This window comes from Scytonema sp. UIC 10036 (assembly GCF_009725235.1).
Map to the genome: position 1 here is coordinate 27,702 of NZ_WJFC01000106.1, position 16,077 is coordinate 43,778.

Genomic DNA, 16,077 nt, shown 5'->3' on the forward strand with positions numbered 1-16,077 from the left:
ACGAACAAGAGAGGTAAAAATGAAGGAATCTAACCAAAAGCCAGAAAAAAAAGTCTATAAACAACCTGAGTTAATTTTACGCGGAATACTATTACGCCCTGAGGACGATTTTAGTATTAGCTTTAAAGAACCTACTACTGTTCAAAAGCCTCAACATTAAATGCTTGCTGAATTTTTATTTTAGATAGCATCGTTTCAGAAATAAGCACGTTTAGATATTCTATCTTTTTTTCTCATATTATGAAAATACTCATTGCACTTTTAAGTAGCCAGCATCACTACGTACAACAGGAAGTATGAAAAAGCGATTGGCGATCGCTCCCCAGTCCCTCTTTTCTCGTTAAATCAGCAATTGGCAAAATCTTTGTCATAATTTAATTTTCTTGTAAAATAATTTAACATCGGATAAAACTTCGCCGATAATGATAACTTATCTGGAAACAGGGAAAGCAACAGTCCTCGAAAATTTGCGAATTGTGCGAGGACCGTATTTACAACTGGGCAGTGAGTCTAGCATTGCAATCCGCTGGGCTACTGATACTCCAGTCCAAGGCAGGGTATGGTATGGTGAGTCTCCTGAAAGGCTGTGCTTGGTGCAGGACGAAACGACTGTAACCTGTAACCACGTGGTCAAGTTAAGCGAGCTCGCACCAGATACAAAGTACTACTATGCAGTCGGTTCACCAGGGGGAATGCTGGCTGGAAAAACAGAAGAGTTCTTTTTCGTCACTGCACCACCATCAGACTTAGCACCTGAGAATGTTCGACCCTTACGTATCTGCGTTTTAGGAGATGCAGGACGTGGAAATGACATAGCCGCAAGTGTACGGGATGGGTATCTAAAATTTACAGGAAGTCGCCATACTGACCTCTGGCTGATGCTTGGTGACAACGCTTATGAGACTGGAACTTATGAAGAGTACCAACGGGGAATATTTGATATGTATCCCCAACTTCTTCGCAGTAGTGTCCTTTGGACAGCAATTGGCAATCATGATGCAGGCTCTGCTGATTCACTCTCACAGTCAGGTCCCTACTATGAGCTTTTCACTATGCCAACTGGTGGGGAAGTAGGTGGTTTGCCATCTGGAACAGCAGCTTATTACTCTTTTGATTATGGCAACATCCACTTTATCTGTCTCGATTCCTATGGATGCGATCGCACTCCGGAAGGCGAAATGTTAAGTTGGCTGGTACGAGATCTAGCAGCAACAGATAAGGATTGGAAAATTGCATTTTGGCATCATCCTCCCTATACAAAAGGGTCACACGATTCAGATACCGAAATTGAACTCATAGAAATGAGAGAGCGAACACTTCCCATCATAGAAGAAGCAGGAGTAGATATTGTGCTGAGCGGTCACAGCCACTCCTACGAACGTTCTTTCCTAATTGACGGACACTATGGTACCTCAGATACCTTCACCGAACAAATGAAAAAAGATGGAGGAAGTGGGCGAGAAGGTGAATCAGGCGCATATCAAAAACCCCTTCAAGCTTCTCATGCTGGAACAGTGTATATTGTCGCAGGGACATCTGGCTTTGCCGATGAAGTATCCCCCCATCCAGCAATGTATACTTCACTAAGCATTCCGGGATCGCTAGTGATAGATGCACACGGGAAGAGGCTTCATATCCAATTCGTTGATAACGAGGGCAACGTTAAGGACGAGTTTACAATGGTGAAAACCTGTTCTTTAATTCCAACTTAAGTTGTGAATTTCTTTATCAAATTCGCGGATGGGTAGCTGTAGGAAAAGAACTTGCTCAAGAAATGGCTGGATTCCTGTTGGCTTAGGGTTTGGAGGCGATCGTATAATCCGAACCATCCGCGCTCTTCACCCAGACTGGATTTCAGCCATTTTTACTCTACTCGATTTGAATTTTCCGTGCTATGATTAATCCATCCGCGATTCCGAACCACGAAAACTACATAGGGATAAATTTTCCAGAGCCAGCCGTTGCAACTTATACTAATCCCTATCAGGGATTGAAACTTGGTAAAGCCTCCATTCTGGTATATCAGGACTAAAGGTTGCAACTTATACTAATCCCTATCAGGGATTGAAACTGAGCATAAGTAGAAGATGGAATGAGAGCTAAAAAAGTTGCAACTTATACTAATCCCTATCAGGGATTGAAACAAAAGTTTATGAAGTTCCTTCAATGAGAGGACACACGTTGCAACTTATACTAATCCCTATCAGGGATTGAAACTTTTACGCAGATGGAAGCCCAGGTAGGGTAGTAGGTTGCAACTTATACTAATCCCTATCAGGGATTGAAACAAACAGCGCAAAACGCCTAAAATGCTGCGACCGCGTTGCAACTTATACTAATCCCTATCAGGGATTGAAACCGAAAAACTTGATTTTCGATAATTAACTGTTTACCCGTTGCAACTTATACTAATCCCTATCAGGGATTGAAACACCATCTTGGCACTTAGCAACTACGGGGATAGGCGTTGCAACTTATACTAATCCCTATCAGGGATTGAAACTTGAATGCCTTGTCCGTAAGATTCACCACGGAGGGTTGCAACTTATACTAATCCCTATCAGGGATTGAAACCTCACAATAGGGCGATACAAATGCAAAAACTGGGGTTGCAACTTATACTAATCCCTATCAGGGATTGAAACGTTTTCGGGTGCTTTAGTAGCGGTTGCAGTTGGGTTGCAACTTATACTAATCCCTATCAGGGATTGAAACAGCTCTAATTATCACGTCTTGACTGACTCTACCTGCTGGTTGCAACTTATACTAATCCCTATCAGGGATTGAAACGGAATTAGCAAAACGCAATGTCGAAGCTTATATCGCCAACTCGAAAACGAAAGCTGTAATGGTGACAGGCTCAGTCGTAGAAGGGGTTGAATTTCAGTTTGCTCATGCGACGATCGCACAATGGGAAAAGGAAATTTCAACCATTTTGTCTGGGTCTGATATTCAATCTCCAATGATAAAAACGATGAGTGGAACATTGATTGGAATTCCATTGTACGGGCGAAACGTTGATTCAGAAGTGGAAAGCCAAAGCTGCAGATTATCTGGATGGACTGGCACAGAAGATGGTCGAGCATTACCTCAAGTTCTTCCCAATTTGGGGAATGTGGGAAAAGCTTGCTAGACGGGATACAAAGCTTTGGTATTATCAAATCCTCGTTGATTCAGCCTAGAATTTACTAGGTGTGTTATCTTGGTTGAACCGCTTGTATTACTCAGCATTTCAATTCAAGCGAATGAGCAGATTTATTGAGCAAATGGAGATTGCCCCTGAAAATCTTGCCTCTCGTCTCGAAGGCTTGTTTCATCATGAAGCCCGTAGTTATCAATGAACTTGAAGCATTAGTTCGAGAAACTGTAGAGCTTGTGGAGATTCATATGCCTCAAGTGGATACTTCATCAGCAAGACGGAAATTAGGCTGGAGACAGGAGCCGTGGAAACTCAACAAATCAGATCGCTAAAATTCCCCATTTTAGTAAGTCACTTTAATTAGGAGTAAAATGGAGTTAACCGTAATATTTAACTCCATTTATGCAATATCTATCCCCACAGCAAGTTTACAAACAATATGGCTATCACCCTAAAACCCTAGCGGATTGGGCAGACGATGGAAAAATAGACTATATCAGATCCCCTGGCGGTCACAGACGCTATAGCCAAGCCTCCTTAGAATCCATTAAAGGTGGAACAGACCTACGTAAAGTAGTGCTATACGCTAGAATTTCAACAAGTGGTCAGAAACCAGAACTTGAGAACCAAATTAATTATTTAGGAAAAAATTACCCCAACTGTGTTTGTATATCTGAAATTGGATCGGGAATGAACTTTAAGAGCAAAAGGTTCATAGCTCTGATGGAGGATGTAACCAAGGGTCAGGTTAAAGAAATAGTTGTTGCACACAAAGACCGATTAGCTAGATTCGGTTTTGAATTCATAGAGTGGTTTTGTCAATTGCATAACTGCGCTATTACTGTTCTTAACAACGCCGAACTAAGCCCTCAACAAGAGTTAATGCAAGACTTTATGAGTATCATGCATTGTTTCAGTTCAAGATTGTACTTTTTACGGAAATATGAAAAAAAGATTGAAAAAGAGGTTGTCAATTTGGAGTAAAACGTAGTATTATGTAGTCAATGTCTGGAATTGGGTACGCCAATGGCGCGGAAAAAAGTAGTCCAAACAACTGAATATACGGTTACTAGGATTGCCTACTCTGTCGGTGGCGTACCAGACGAGTTAAGTAAGCTGGCTCAAGCTTTAGGAGACTTACGTTCAGAGCTATGGAACAAATATGGGTCGCTGCAAGCCTGGGGAATCGATAAAAATACAATTATTAAAAATATCCGAAATACCCCGGAATTGAGAAAACTATATGGTTCAGAAAGGTTTAACCTTAGCTCGGAAATATGGGAAAGAACAGTACAAGCTGTCATTGATGATATTCATGCAGTTCAAGAAGCAGCCAAAGTACAGGTTATTCGCAAAATATATTTAAAATTTAAACCAGAAAAAAAGGAGGTTCTTAAAGGTAAGAAAACAATATTAGTAGACAACCCAGAAACGTCATTCAGAGACGAGCTTGTTAAAAGTCTCAATTCGCAGGAGTGGCAACAATATCCTTTAATTAGTCGTTGGGTTAGGCAATATTATAAACGTGGTCATACTTGGGTTGATAACCAAATTGTAATCAACGCCACAGGTTCAACCATGAAAGGTAAGGTGTCCCACAAGGGGAAAGTGACTATATACCAGATACCTGGTTTCATGGATGGTAAGAAATGCCAGTGGATAAAAGTCTCCATCCTTACTGGTAGAGTTACACCAAAGGCGGGACGGTTGCGCTTCATCATTAATGCCTTGGGAAAAGTAGAACTTCATTATCCTAAAACTACTAAAATTGAAGCTAAAAGGTGCACTGACACTCTTGGCATTGATAAAGGTTTCACAGAAGGATTTTACGGAAGTAATGGCGTTGCTTATGCTCAAGGGTTAGGAACTATTATTAACAATGCTTCTGAGAATAGAACTCAGAAAAATAAAAAACGTCAAAAGTTATTTGCAATATCTCGAAGAGTTGACGCTGCCAAATCTACCCGAATCTTAAAAAATAATTTAGGACGCCAAAAGGCAAATAAGCTAGACAGCAAAAAACGTCAAACAATTACTCAACTGATTCGGACTGCTACCAATCAAATATTTAATGAGTTTGGTGAAGTAGTAGCTGAAGATTTAAGTAAACATATCAAAGGCAAAAAAAGAGCCAAAGTTGTAAATCGGAGATTGAATGAATGGAGTAAGGGAGAATTACAAAAAGCGTTAGATGAAATATCTATTCGCAAAGGTGCAAAAGTTACATTAGTCAATGCCTGTTACACTTCACAGGTCGATCATCGCAACGGTACGTTACTAGGGAAACGTAAAGGAGATCGGTTCTTCACCTTCGATGGGGAAGTGTCGCAGGCAGATCGCAACGCAGCGCTTGTTATCCAGAATCGTGCATCTGACCTTGAAATAACTCGTTTTATGAAAAAGGAACAGGTACACAATATCTTGTTAAAGAGAACTGCGTTATTCCTTGCTGATAATGGTCATAGTTTGGAGTCTGCTATCTCAATGGGATGGTTGGATGAAAAACATATCAATCAAGGTAAACCGCTAAGGCGTAAGCGGTAGGGTCTAGATACGGTGTCCTAAGAGAACTGGTTTATTTGACTAGTAATTCAGTTACTACCGTCCATCAGACTGCAAAACTTTTGAACAATCGTTATTTTGGGGTCTACTCCGATTTACTACGATATGTTGTTACGCCTGATACCATAGAGCATCGTTCACAACAGATGAATGTTTGATATTGTATATCATTATCAGAAAGTAACGGCGGTTCTTGAACTTTTGGATGTAGGCTTAACAAGCCCTTTTTCTGTAAATTCAGGCACAAAAAAAGATCTAATTGACGAAAAAAGCGTATAATAAGGGACTTGTTTGCCCAACCTCTTTAATAGGAGACACATCCTCGTGAAGGAAAGTATCATCAAAATCTCAAAACCCGTTCCAAAAGTTCCACCCCAATCTAGTGATTCTGAACTGCTATCAATTATGACCCAACCTGAAGAATTTAGCATACCAGAAGAACCACAAGAACCTGAGCTAGAACCTGTAGATACGCTTGCAGAACCAGCTTACGCTAAATTTGCCAGCACGAATTCTAGCGGTTGGAAGGCATCAGACATTCTGCGGGAAATTAGATTGGATTATTTTGATATGGGTGGTGCTGATTAACCAGCAATGAATTGCTAAATCTCTTTATTATGCCTGCATTAGGTCTAATACTGAAAAAACAGAGTTTATACTCTAAACTTTAAGAAAAAACTGACTTTTTCCGACTTTTTCAGGCTGCAAAGCTTCAAAAAAGGGCTTACATTGAATTTTGTAAAAAGATTATAAGCCTTCCAATTTCGTGTTTAATGCACTCATCATAACTTTGAGTGCATTTTATTTTGTCTGTCCAATCCCCTGTACGGGCATTGTTTGAAAGAGTCAAATGGCTGTTAAATGAACGAAAGCCATCATTTGAATATAACTTCATATATTTGGATAGTAAATTAAACCCCAGATAAAAATGCCCATTTCTCATCAACACCACGGTCACAGTCACGAACCACCTAGTTATAATCGTGCTTTTGCGATCGCGACTACACTTAATCTAGGATTTGTTTGTTTTGAAGCCCTGTTTGGCTTCTTCAATAATTCCCTGGCTTTGATTGCAGATGCCGGTCACAATCTCAGCGATGTTTTGGGGCTACTCTTAGCTTGGGGAGCCTCCTGGCTATCTCGGCGTCGTTTTATATATCGTTATACTTATGGTTTGCGCCGTTCTTCCATACTAGCAGCGCTCGCAAATGCTTGCTTTTTACTGCTAGCAATGGGTGCTATTGCTCTCGAAGCATTTAAGCGGCTCTACAGCCCCATACCCATTGCTGGTCATGTAGTTATCGGCGTAGCTTTAGTGGGAATTGCTATCAACACGGGTACAGCATTGATGTTCATGTCTGGTAGAAAAAGAGATTTGAATATCAAAGCAGCATTTTTGCATATGGCATCGGATGCATTAGTTTCTCTTGGTGTGGTACTTGGCGGTCTTGCCATTATGACAACTGGTTGGTTGTGGTTCGACCCAGTTATCACTCTGATTATTGCGATTGTTATTACTATTAACACTTGGAACTTGCTGCGAGAATCTGTCGATTTAGCACTTGATGCTGTACCAAAAGGAATTGATTTGCTGGCTGTTCGGACTTATTTAATAGAACTCCCCGGTGTCGTGGAAGTTCATGACCTACATATTTGGGCAATCAGTACCACGGAAGTCGCATTAACTGCTCATCTTGTCATGCCAACAGGAAGTCTTAGCGACGCTTTTCTGACTCGAATCAGAATGGAACTCCATGACAACTTTGGCATCGAACATACGACTATTCAAATAGAAAAAGGTGGTTTTCTACTTTCCTGCAATCAAGAGTCCTGTTGCGGTTGATATCCTTTTACTTGATGGATAGCTTTATACTCAATTTGTGTGTTCTACCGATTAATTACTTTTTGTAAAGTTTATGAAGGGAAAAGATCTATCTTTTGGTCGTTGTCTGAGAAGATGTAAAGTTTAATATAAAACGTAAATAATTATAAACAGTTACTTGAAAATCTTTGCGAAATGGCTCTATGTTGATGTGAGGTTTCAGTTCTCTTTTATTTAAAATTTATTCACAGAATATTTAAAGTAAAAGTATAGATTTTACGTAATATTACTGGCATAACATAAAAGTGGATAAAAAATCACAATATTATAAATATTAAGATCGTAAGAGTTGCTGTTTGGCGCTCGCGACCAAAGGCAAGAAGTTAGGAAAAACTGGGTGCAACTTCCATACCAATTAAGCAACGAGTATCTTAAGGAAATCACACAATGCAACCAGGACTTCCGAGCTTTACCAATCTTGCTAAAGGATTGGCTGTTCTAAGCCAGCAACGAGCCACAGGGGAGCTGATTTTCGCTTCAGCTAATGAGAAATGGCATTTATATTTATTTCTAGGGCGTTTGCTATACGCCACTAGGGAAACCCATCGTGTTCGTCGTTGGTATAGAGTTGTTAAGCAAGATTGCCCTAGTTGGAAATTTGAAAACCATAACATAACTTTACAAAAGGACGAGCTTTGGGAATATCACCTGCTTAAGTTGGGTCTTGAACAAAATCAGTTGACCTTAACCCAAGCAAAAAGCATTGTTGGCAAAACTATTGATGAGGTTTTATTTAACCTTGTTACTCACTCCAAATTAGAGACCCATTGGGTGCCTAAAAAATTACACCCAATTGCTTTAATAGATGTCAAGCCATGCTTGTATACAGCCGTTGAACAAAGGAACAGATGGCGCAACATGGATTTAGGAGGATTGAACCCCGATACTGCACCAATTGTTAAACAGCCAAACTTTGAAAATTTTAGAGTTCCTAAAAATTATTTTGGAATCATTCAGCTTGTTAATGGAGAAAACACCATTTGGGATCTTGCTTCACATCTCCAACAACCTGTCCTAACAGTAGCTAATGACGTACAGCAATTGGTAAATCACAGCATTCTTGAACTCTCAGCTATTCACGATCGCTCCGTTCCAGTCAAGCTCGTAAATTTTCTGCCTCAAAATAAAAAATTCTCCCGATGTTTCAATTCTGATGATGATGTCAAGCCAACTTCATCTTCGTCATCTCAACCCATCACTCCCACAAACACTTCCAGCAACTTCCCCGAACGAGGAAAACAATTTCAAGTAGAAAACTACTATATCTCCAATAATTCTTTTGTAAAAGCATCTGTTTCATTACCAATTGTCTCAGTACCTGTGACTGCTATTCCCCAACAGGATTTACAGGGGAACATAGCGATCGCAACAGAAATCATTCCACTTTCGGTCAACAAACCGACAAGTCACTCCCATGAAAGTTCCTACACTCCTCAACTAGAGTTGATTCCTCCGAGCGCAGGTAGGCTTCAACCCGGAAAAGAAAGTCCCTTGATAGCGTACATTGATGATAGTCGCAGCGACAGTTTAAAAATGACTTATATCCTGACAAAATCAGGTTATAGGTGTATTACTATACAAGAATCAGTGAGTGCATTAACAACCTTATTAGAGAATAAGCCCAGCTTGATTTTTCTAGACTTAGTCATGCCAATTGCAAATGGTTATGAAATTTGCGCTCAAATTCGCCGTGTCTCAGCTTTAAACAACATACCCATCATCATTGTGACGAGCAATGATGGAATTGTAGACCGTGTCAGAGCGAAAATGGCTGGTTCATCAGGCTTTTTAGCAAAACCGATAGCGATAGAGAAGGTGCTAAAAATTTTACAAAAGCATCTACCAAACTCAGTGACCAGTGACCGATGACCAATGACCAATGACAAATGACCCAGGAAAATACTTTTATGACCACAGTCCTTTTAGTTGAAGATAGTTTGACTGAAACACAAGTAATAACCTCTTATCTCAAACAAGCAGGGATAGCGGTCATCTGTGCCAGAAGTAGTGAAGAGGCACAAATTAAACTGCAATCGCAAACTCCAGATTTAGTCATTTTAGATGTCATTCTACCAGGTCAAAGTGGGTTTGAACTTTGCCGAGAACTGAAAACAAATTCCAGTACTCAGCATATCCCTGTGGTTATGTGTTCAACTAAAGGAACAGAAGCAGATAAACTTTGGGGTTCAATGTTAGGGGCTAATGCTTATATATCCAAACCAATAGACCAACAGCAACTTATTCAAACAATTAAAAACTTGACTAATCAATTTATGATTCGTAATTAGTAATTGTTTGATGAATAATTACTAATTATTTAATGATGGAATATGCAAATAAATTCGTCACTAACAGCAATCGATTTAGAACCATTAGGATTAGAAGCATTACCTCCAGAAAGAAATCTTTCTAAATTGCTGCGCTTTCCTCTTGGCTCAAAAAACAGTGCCTTACTGCCTTTAGAACAAGTTACAGAAGTTATAAAAGTCAACAGAGTAGATATTTTACCAATTCCTGAAATGCCGAACTGTATTTTAGGTATTTGTAATTGGCGAGGAGAAATGCTTTGGCTTATAGATCTCAATCATCTTATTAGCTATGCTGCACCAATAATAGCAACCCCTATGGCAATAGTCGTTCAGGTGAATCAAAAGGCTGTAGGTTTAGTTGTGGAGCGAGTTGATGATGTTGAGTTACATGACTTGGAACAACTACAAAAGGCAGTATCTGGTTTGTTTCCTCGTTCAGTGTTACCTTTTGTGTTGGGTATTTTACCTGGTGACAATCTCGTTTTAGATGTCACAGCTATTATTCAGAGCCACTTATGGAAAATACATAATTAGGTGGTGCAATTCGTTGGTAGGTAGGGCTAAAGCCCACCACTATTTATTATGCTGGGCTTTAGCCCTACCTATTTTAGATCGGGAAAAGGATGTAGGTACTTTCATGCAGGATTTTCAACAAATCGAACAAAGTTTGAGTGTACAATCTTCTTTTAAAGAACCACAAATTTATAGTCATGATGATGGGGAAAAGAACCAGAAAAAAGGAGATTTGAATTTACATGAAGCTTTGGATTTGGTAACTACTATAAAGATAAATTTACAGCAAGAGGGACATTCCGTTAAACCAGAAGCTCGTGAAAAAATTCTGCAATTGGAAAAATGGGTTCAGGAATTAAAAACACAGTTTGATATTGATTTAGCGATCGCAACCGAGCAACACAGCAAGCATGAACGACAAAGGTTGTTGGCTCTTCTGAATCAGATAGACCGGACAGCAAATGTCGATACCTTGTTAAGAACTACAGCTACTGAGATTCGCAAACTCTTACAACTAGATCGTGTATTAATTTATCATTTTGAGTCTGACAAGCACGGTATCGTACTAGCTGAATCAATGACATCCGGTTACACACCAACTCTAGGGGAAGATTTACCAGCACTTACTTTTGGGATACAAAATCGGGCAGATTGCGAACAACAGCCAGTTATCGCTCTTAACGATATCTATGAAAACGCCTTTAATGCTTACCAACTCCAACTTCTCAAACAATTTCAAATCAAGACTAGTTTGAGTCTGCCCATTGTACTGGAAGGGCAAGTTTGGGGACTACTGGTAGTTCAGCAGTGTTCTCATGCTCGAAAGTGGAAAGAAGCTGAGTTAAACTTGCTGCATCACATTGTTGCTGAACTAACGCTGAAGTTACAAACAGTAGAGCTTCAAACCCAAAAGCATGAAGAAGCCAAGCAGGAAAAAGTATTGGCTCAAATACTGCAAAAAATTCCTCCATCTTCTGATGCCAGCGCGACTCTTGGTAACATTACCCAGCAACTTCGGCAGTTTTTCAAAGCTGACAGAGTGACAGTTTATCGGTTTTTCTACGATTGGAGTGGTGAATTTATTGCTGAATCGGTAGGCGCAGGCTGGATATCTTTGATGCAAGAACAAGAAAACGATAGCAGTCTTTGCTCAGAGAATATTGTAGATTCCGATCTGTGTACCGTGAAGTTGTTAGGCAATCCGGCAAAGCGTTCCACTGATTCTTATCTCAAAGATACACAAGGTGGAAGTTTTGTCAAAGGAAAAGGCGTGAAGCGGGTTGACGATATCTCGACAGCAAGTTTTTCTGATTGTTACCTAGAAACTTTAGAAAAATACCAAGCAAAAGCTTATATCATTGCCCCTATTTTTGAAGGCGAACAACTTTGGGGGTTACTAGCCGTTTTTCAAAACTCCAGTCCCCGACGCTGGCAAAATTCTGAAACCACGCTACTGTCACTCGTGAGTGCTCGTCTCAGTACTATCCTCAAGCAAGCGGAAGCAGCTGCACAAGTTCAGCACAGATCGGAGCAAATTGTAGCCGAAAGAGAGCGATCGCTAGCGCGTGTTATTGAGAGAATACGCCAACCTTTAGACATTAACGTCATTTTTAAAATGACAACTCAAGAAGTCCGAACTCTATTAAAAGCGGAACGAGCAGTCATTTACCGTTTTGAGGAAGATTGGAGTGGAGAGTTCGTTGCTGAGTCAGTCGCAAGTGGTTGGATTTCCATGTTGCAAGAACAGTCAGAAAATCCACTCCTGCGAGAAAACGTCAGCGAGTGCAGTGCGAAAATCCTTGGAGGGGGTCATGCTAAAGTTACAGACACCTACTTACAACAAACCCAAGCAGGACAATTTACAACAGCAACCAACTTTAGAGTTGTTAACGATATTTACCAAGCTGGATTTTCACCATGTTACATTGATATTTTAGAACAGTATCAAGCTAGAGCTTATATTATTACTCCAATCATCAAAGGCAATAAACTCTGGGGATTATTAGCAGCTTACCAGAACTCGAGTCCCCGGCAATGGGAAGAATCGGAAATTAAAGTTCTCACCCAAGTGAGCAATCAACTGGGAGTAGCCATACAGCAAGCAGAATACTTAAAACAACTCAAAGAACAGTCTGCTCAGATAACCAAGACAGCAGAGATAGAACGGGCTGTTGCCAAAGTCATAGACAAAATTCGCCAATCATCAGATATAGACACGATTTTCAAGACAGCAGCTCAAGAAGTCCGCAAACTTCTAAATTTAGAACGGGTTACCATTTATAAATTTCGTCCGGATTATTTTGGTGACTTCGTTGTTGATTCTGAATCTGGGGGATGGTCTAAATTAGTAGGTAGTGGGTGGGAAGACCCTTATTTAAACGAACATCAAGGAGGAAGGTTCCGCAACAATGAACCCTTTGTTATACATGATGTTTACAATAGTGGTCTGACCGATTGCCATATTGAAGCTTTAGAGAACTTTGGAGTTAAATCTTGCTTAGTTGTTTCCATATTTCAAGGGCAAAAGCTATGGGGATTGCTCTCTGCTTTTCAACACAGTCAACCCCGACATTGGGAAGACATAGAAGTCAAAATATTGACACAAATTGGCTTACAGTTAGGAGTCGCGCTGCAACAGGCAGAGTATATTGAAGAACTGCGCGTACAATCACAAAGGTTAGCTAAATCTGTAGAACAAGGAAGCGCCTATAGCAAACTTGTCTACAGACTGGGACTGGCTCTGATTCAAGAGAATTTTTCACTAGATAACCTTTTGCATATGGCTGTTCAGGAACTGCGGAGACAATTAAAGACCAGCAGAGTTGCTATCTACCGCTTTGATGCTGACTGGGGTGGTGAATTTGTAGTTGAAGATGTGCATGGTGATTGGGCAAAAGTTGTCGGAACTGAGTTAGCCCGGACAGAAGATACATATCTTCAAGAAACAAAAGGCGGTCGCTATCGTCGTAAAGAAACCCTCAGTGTCAACAATATTTATACTACAGGGCATGAAGAATGCCACGTTCAACTTTTAGAACGGTGGGGAACAAAGGCTTACATGATTGCTCCCATTTTTAAAGGCGATCGACTTTGGGGACTGTTGGGAGCTTATCAAAATGACGAACCGCGCCAATGGGAACAAATAGATGTTAACTTGCTCGCTCAGGTAGGAGTACAAGTCGGTCTGGCTTTACAACAAGCAGATTACTTGGAAAAACTACGTTCTTCAGCACAGCAACTTTCAGAAGCAGGCGCACGAGAAAAAGCAGCAAAAGAACAATTGCAGATGGAAGTCATGCAATTATTATCTGCCGTACAACCGGCACTGAGAGGAGATTTAACCGTTCGAGCAACAGTGACAGAAGGTGAAGTCGGTACAATTGCCGATGTTTACAACAACACCTTACAAAGTCTTAGAAAGATTATCATGGAAGTTCAGACAGCTTCGAGAAAAGTTGCTCAAACATCTCAAGCAAGCGTTGCTTCTATCGTTGGTTTAGCTAACCAAGCACAGCAACAATTTCAGTCTCTTAACACTGCTTTAGAGCAAATGCAGACAATGGCAAACTCCACCAAAGCCGTAGCAACAAACGCGCAACATGTGGAAGCAGCCGCACAACAAACCAATCAAATTGTGCAGCAAGGCGATGCAGCCATGAACCGTACTGTAGATGGGATTCTTGAGATTCGGGAAACAGTAGCAGAAACTAGCAAACGCCTCAAGCGCTTCTCAGAATCTTCCCAAAAAGTTTCCAAAGTTGTCAATTTGATCGGTCACTTTACCACTCAAACCCAACTGCTGGCTCTGAATGCAGCCATTGAAGCCACCAAAGCAGGGCAATACGGACGCGGTTTTGCCGTTGTTGCAGATGAAGTACGAACTTTAGCACGTCAATCTGCTGAAGCAGCGACTGAGATTGAGCAACTTGTTGAAGATATTCAAAAAGGTACGGCAGAAGTTTCTATGGCAATGGAACACGCCATTCAGCAAGTTGCTTCCGGAACCATGCAAGTTCATGAAGCCCGCCAAAATCTTAATGCAATTGTTACAGCAACTAACCAAATTAGCCAGCTTGTGGAGGGTATTACTCAAACCACACAATTACAAACAAAACAGTTTGAATCAGTGACGCAAACCATGACACAAGTAGCTGCTATTGCTAATACAACCAAAGAGAATTCTATGGAGATTTCTACCTCTTTTAAAGAACTTCTCAGCATGGCACAAAATCTTCAGACAAGTGCCGATCGGTTTAAGGTTGATTAATAAAGGGTTAGTTGTTAATTGTTAGTTGTTGGTTGTTAGTTGTTAGTAGGGGCGCTCTTGCGCCGCCCCCGTACATGGTTAGTGGATACTAACTGAAACTTTCAGATCCCTAATCTCTAACCTCCAATCCCAAATCCCAAATCCCAAATCCCAAATCCCAAATCCCAAATCCCAAATCCCAAATCCCAAATCCCAAATCCCAAATCTAAAATCCAAAATCTAAAATCCAAAATCTAAAATCCAAAATCCAAAATCCAAAATCCAAAATCCAAAATCTAAATGACATTTCACGAGCAAAGTTATCAATATTTCCTCCAAGAAGCTCAAGAATTGCTGCAAGAAATAGAGCAAGAATTACTCGAGCTTCGAGAGTGTTACGATATTAATAAAATTTATAATTTGATGCGAGCTACTCATACTTTAAAAGGTGCAGCAGCTAGTATCAATTTAGAAACGATCGCAACTGTAGCTCACTCTTTAGAAGATATTTTTAGAGCCATCTGTAAACCTAATTTATTGATTGAACCAGAAGTTGAAGCTTTACTTTTTAAGAGTTATGAGTGTCTTTATCTCTCCTTACATGCTGAATTCACGGGAAGCTTGCTTAATGAGGCTGAGGTTCTTAACCGCATTGCTGATATTTTTGCACAACTGCAAGAACATCTGGGAGACTCTTTTAGCCCAGAAGCCGATATTCCTAACTCAGAAGAATTAGGTTTTGATTTAACAAAATCTATATTTGAAATAGGTGTTACCCAACGATTAGATGAATTGGCTACAGCTATAGCTAGCGCTAACTCCGAGCAAATTTCTTCTCTGTTAAGAACTCAGGCTGAAGTTTTCTTCGGTTTGGGGGAATCATTAAATTTACCAGGATTTCAAGCTATTGCTAAGGCAGTAATTACTGCTTTAGATAACTATCCAAGCCAAGCAGTAACCATTGCTCGTATTGCTCTAGCCAACTATCAAGATGCTAGAACATCAGTACTCAATGGCGATCGCATCCAAGGCGGTGAACCTTCGCGGACTTTACAACAACTGAGCACACCACGCACTCGTGTAACAGAAACAATCCTCAACTCATACAACAAACCAAATTCAACATTCCCACCATCAGAACAAACTACTCCAGTTTCTCATTCAACACCTTCGGTTTCTAACACTGTCAGAGTTAATGTTGAGCATTTAGAACAACTTAATTATTTCATTGGAGAATTACTGACTAACCAAAATCGTCAGTCCTTACAAAACGAACAACTATGGAGTACAATTCGAGTTCTTTTTTCTCGCTTAGAAAAACATCAGCAGCAACTTGATGAATTAATTGGGGAACTCAATGCCCCCTCTGGGGATAAGGGGCAATGGGGATTGGGGACTGGGGACAAGAGAGACAAGGGAGACAAGG

General features: G+C 40.4%; 14 protein-coding genes and 1 CRISPR repeat array. Of the genes, 13 read left to right on the plus strand and 1 reads right to left on the minus strand.

From position 1 onward, the window contains the following. The first annotated feature begins 19 nt into the window (after positions 1-19). Both F7734_RS36405 and F7734_RS36410 read left to right on the plus strand, forming a co-directional pair. Positions 20-160, plus strand: a complete 141-nt coding sequence (locus F7734_RS36405; protein ID WP_155749357.1) for a hypothetical protein — start codon at positions 20-22, stop codon at positions 158-160. A gap of 262 nt (positions 161-422) precedes the next feature. Beyond that, positions 423-1,712 (plus strand): metallophosphoesterase family protein, encoded by a 1,290-nt coding sequence (locus F7734_RS36410; protein ID WP_155749358.1) that lies wholly within the window; start codon positions 423-425, stop codon positions 1,710-1,712. Here the strand turns inward: F7734_RS36410 and F7734_RS65635 are convergent. Then, complete coding sequence (locus tag F7734_RS65635; protein WP_279239804.1) at positions 1,698-1,829, minus strand: hypothetical protein; 132 nt, start codon at positions 1,827-1,829, stop codon at positions 1,698-1,700. The genes F7734_RS36410 and F7734_RS65635 overlap by 15 nt on opposite strands. A 131-nt stretch (positions 1,830-1,960) precedes the next feature. Then, positions 1,961-2,790: a CRISPR direct-repeat array (repeat unit 37 nt; unit sequence GTTGCAACTTATACTAATCCCTATCAGGGATTGAAAC). 58 nt (positions 2,791-2,848) lie between these two features. Here F7734_RS65635 and F7734_RS64220 point away from each other — a divergent pair. The 11 genes from F7734_RS64220 to F7734_RS36460 all read left to right on the plus strand — a co-directional run. Beyond that, positions 2,849-3,133 carry a hypothetical protein gene (locus F7734_RS64220; RefSeq protein WP_243147283.1) on the plus strand — a complete coding sequence of 95 codons (285 nt, stop codon included), beginning with the start codon at positions 2,849-2,851 and terminating at the stop codon, positions 3,131-3,133. 185 nt (positions 3,134-3,318) lie between these two features. Beyond that, complete coding sequence (locus F7734_RS64225) at positions 3,319-3,471, plus strand: hypothetical protein (RefSeq protein ID WP_243147284.1); 153 nt, start codon at positions 3,319-3,321, stop codon at positions 3,469-3,471. Positions 3,472-3,541: 70 nt separating this feature from the next. Beyond that, complete coding sequence (locus F7734_RS36420) at positions 3,542-4,123, plus strand: IS607 family transposase (RefSeq protein ID WP_155749359.1); 582 nt, start codon at positions 3,542-3,544, stop codon at positions 4,121-4,123. A gap of 42 nt (positions 4,124-4,165) precedes the next feature. Beyond that, positions 4,166-5,683 carry an RNA-guided endonuclease TnpB family protein gene (locus tag F7734_RS36425; RefSeq protein WP_155749360.1) on the plus strand — a complete coding sequence of 506 codons (1,518 nt, stop codon included), beginning with the start codon at positions 4,166-4,168 and terminating at the stop codon, positions 5,681-5,683. Positions 5,684-6,025: 342 nt separating this feature from the next. Next, a complete protein-coding gene (locus F7734_RS36430) occupies positions 6,026-6,289 on the plus strand; it encodes a hypothetical protein (RefSeq protein WP_155749361.1) in 264 nt (87 codons plus the stop codon). Positions 6,290-6,629: 340 nt separating this feature from the next. Further along, entirely contained in the window at positions 6,630-7,544 is a 915-nt protein-coding gene (locus F7734_RS36435; RefSeq protein WP_155749362.1) for a cation diffusion facilitator family transporter, read from the plus strand. Positions 7,545-7,970: 426 nt separating this feature from the next. Beyond that, positions 7,971-9,452: a response regulator gene (locus F7734_RS36440; RefSeq protein WP_155749363.1), complete on the plus strand. Its 1,482-nt coding sequence runs from the start codon at positions 7,971-7,973 to the stop codon at positions 9,450-9,452. A 38-nt stretch (positions 9,453-9,490) separates the two neighbouring features. Beyond that, on the plus strand, positions 9,491-9,871 hold the full coding sequence (locus F7734_RS36445; RefSeq protein ID WP_155749368.1) for a response regulator: 381 nt from the start codon (positions 9,491-9,493) through the stop codon (positions 9,869-9,871). A gap of 42 nt (positions 9,872-9,913) precedes the next feature. Next, positions 9,914-10,426, plus strand: coding sequence for a chemotaxis protein CheW (locus F7734_RS36450; RefSeq protein WP_155749364.1), 513 nt, complete (start codon positions 9,914-9,916; stop codon positions 10,424-10,426). 103 nt (positions 10,427-10,529) lie between these two features. Next, the gene (locus F7734_RS36455; protein ID WP_155749365.1) at positions 10,530-14,672 is read left to right on the plus strand and encodes a GAF domain-containing protein; all 4,143 of its coding nucleotides are present in this window, start codon (positions 10,530-10,532) and stop codon (positions 14,670-14,672) included. 279 nt (positions 14,673-14,951) lie between these two features. Further along, the coding region (locus tag F7734_RS36460) for an Hpt domain-containing protein (protein WP_207714296.1) at positions 14,952-16,077 on the plus strand (1,126 nt) is incomplete at its 3' end.

Excerpts from the sequence above, each read along its gene's own strand:
- F7734_RS64225 (WP_243147284.1), top strand. The coding sequence starts at position 3,319 with ATGAAGCCCGTAGTTATCAATGAACTTGAAGCATTAGTTCGAGAAACT.
- F7734_RS36410 (WP_155749358.1), top strand. The coding sequence starts at position 423 with ATGATAACTTATCTGGAAACAGGGAAAGCAACAGTCCTCGAAAATTTG.
- F7734_RS36445 (WP_155749368.1), top strand. The coding sequence starts at position 9,491 with ATGACCACAGTCCTTTTAGTTGAAGATAGTTTGACTGAAACACAAGTA.
- F7734_RS36420 (WP_155749359.1), top strand. The coding sequence starts at position 3,542 with ATGCAATATCTATCCCCACAGCAAGTTTACAAACAATATGGCTATCAC.
- F7734_RS36425 (WP_155749360.1), top strand. The coding sequence starts at position 4,166 with ATGGCGCGGAAAAAAGTAGTCCAAACAACTGAATATACGGTTACTAGG.
- F7734_RS36405 (WP_155749357.1), top strand. The coding sequence starts at position 20 with ATGAAGGAATCTAACCAAAAGCCAGAAAAAAAAGTCTATAAACAACCT.
- F7734_RS65635 (WP_279239804.1), bottom strand. The coding sequence starts at position 1,829 with ATGGTTCGGATTATACGATCGCCTCCAAACCCTAAGCCAACAGGAATC.
- F7734_RS36435 (WP_155749362.1), top strand. The coding sequence starts at position 6,630 with ATGCCCATTTCTCATCAACACCACGGTCACAGTCACGAACCACCTAGT.
- F7734_RS36455 (WP_155749365.1), top strand. The coding sequence starts at position 10,530 with ATGCAGGATTTTCAACAAATCGAACAAAGTTTGAGTGTACAATCTTCT.
- F7734_RS36440 (WP_155749363.1), top strand. The coding sequence starts at position 7,971 with ATGCAACCAGGACTTCCGAGCTTTACCAATCTTGCTAAAGGATTGGCT.
- F7734_RS64220 (WP_243147283.1), top strand. The coding sequence starts at position 2,849 with ATGGTGACAGGCTCAGTCGTAGAAGGGGTTGAATTTCAGTTTGCTCAT.
- F7734_RS36450 (WP_155749364.1), top strand. The coding sequence starts at position 9,914 with ATGCAAATAAATTCGTCACTAACAGCAATCGATTTAGAACCATTAGGA.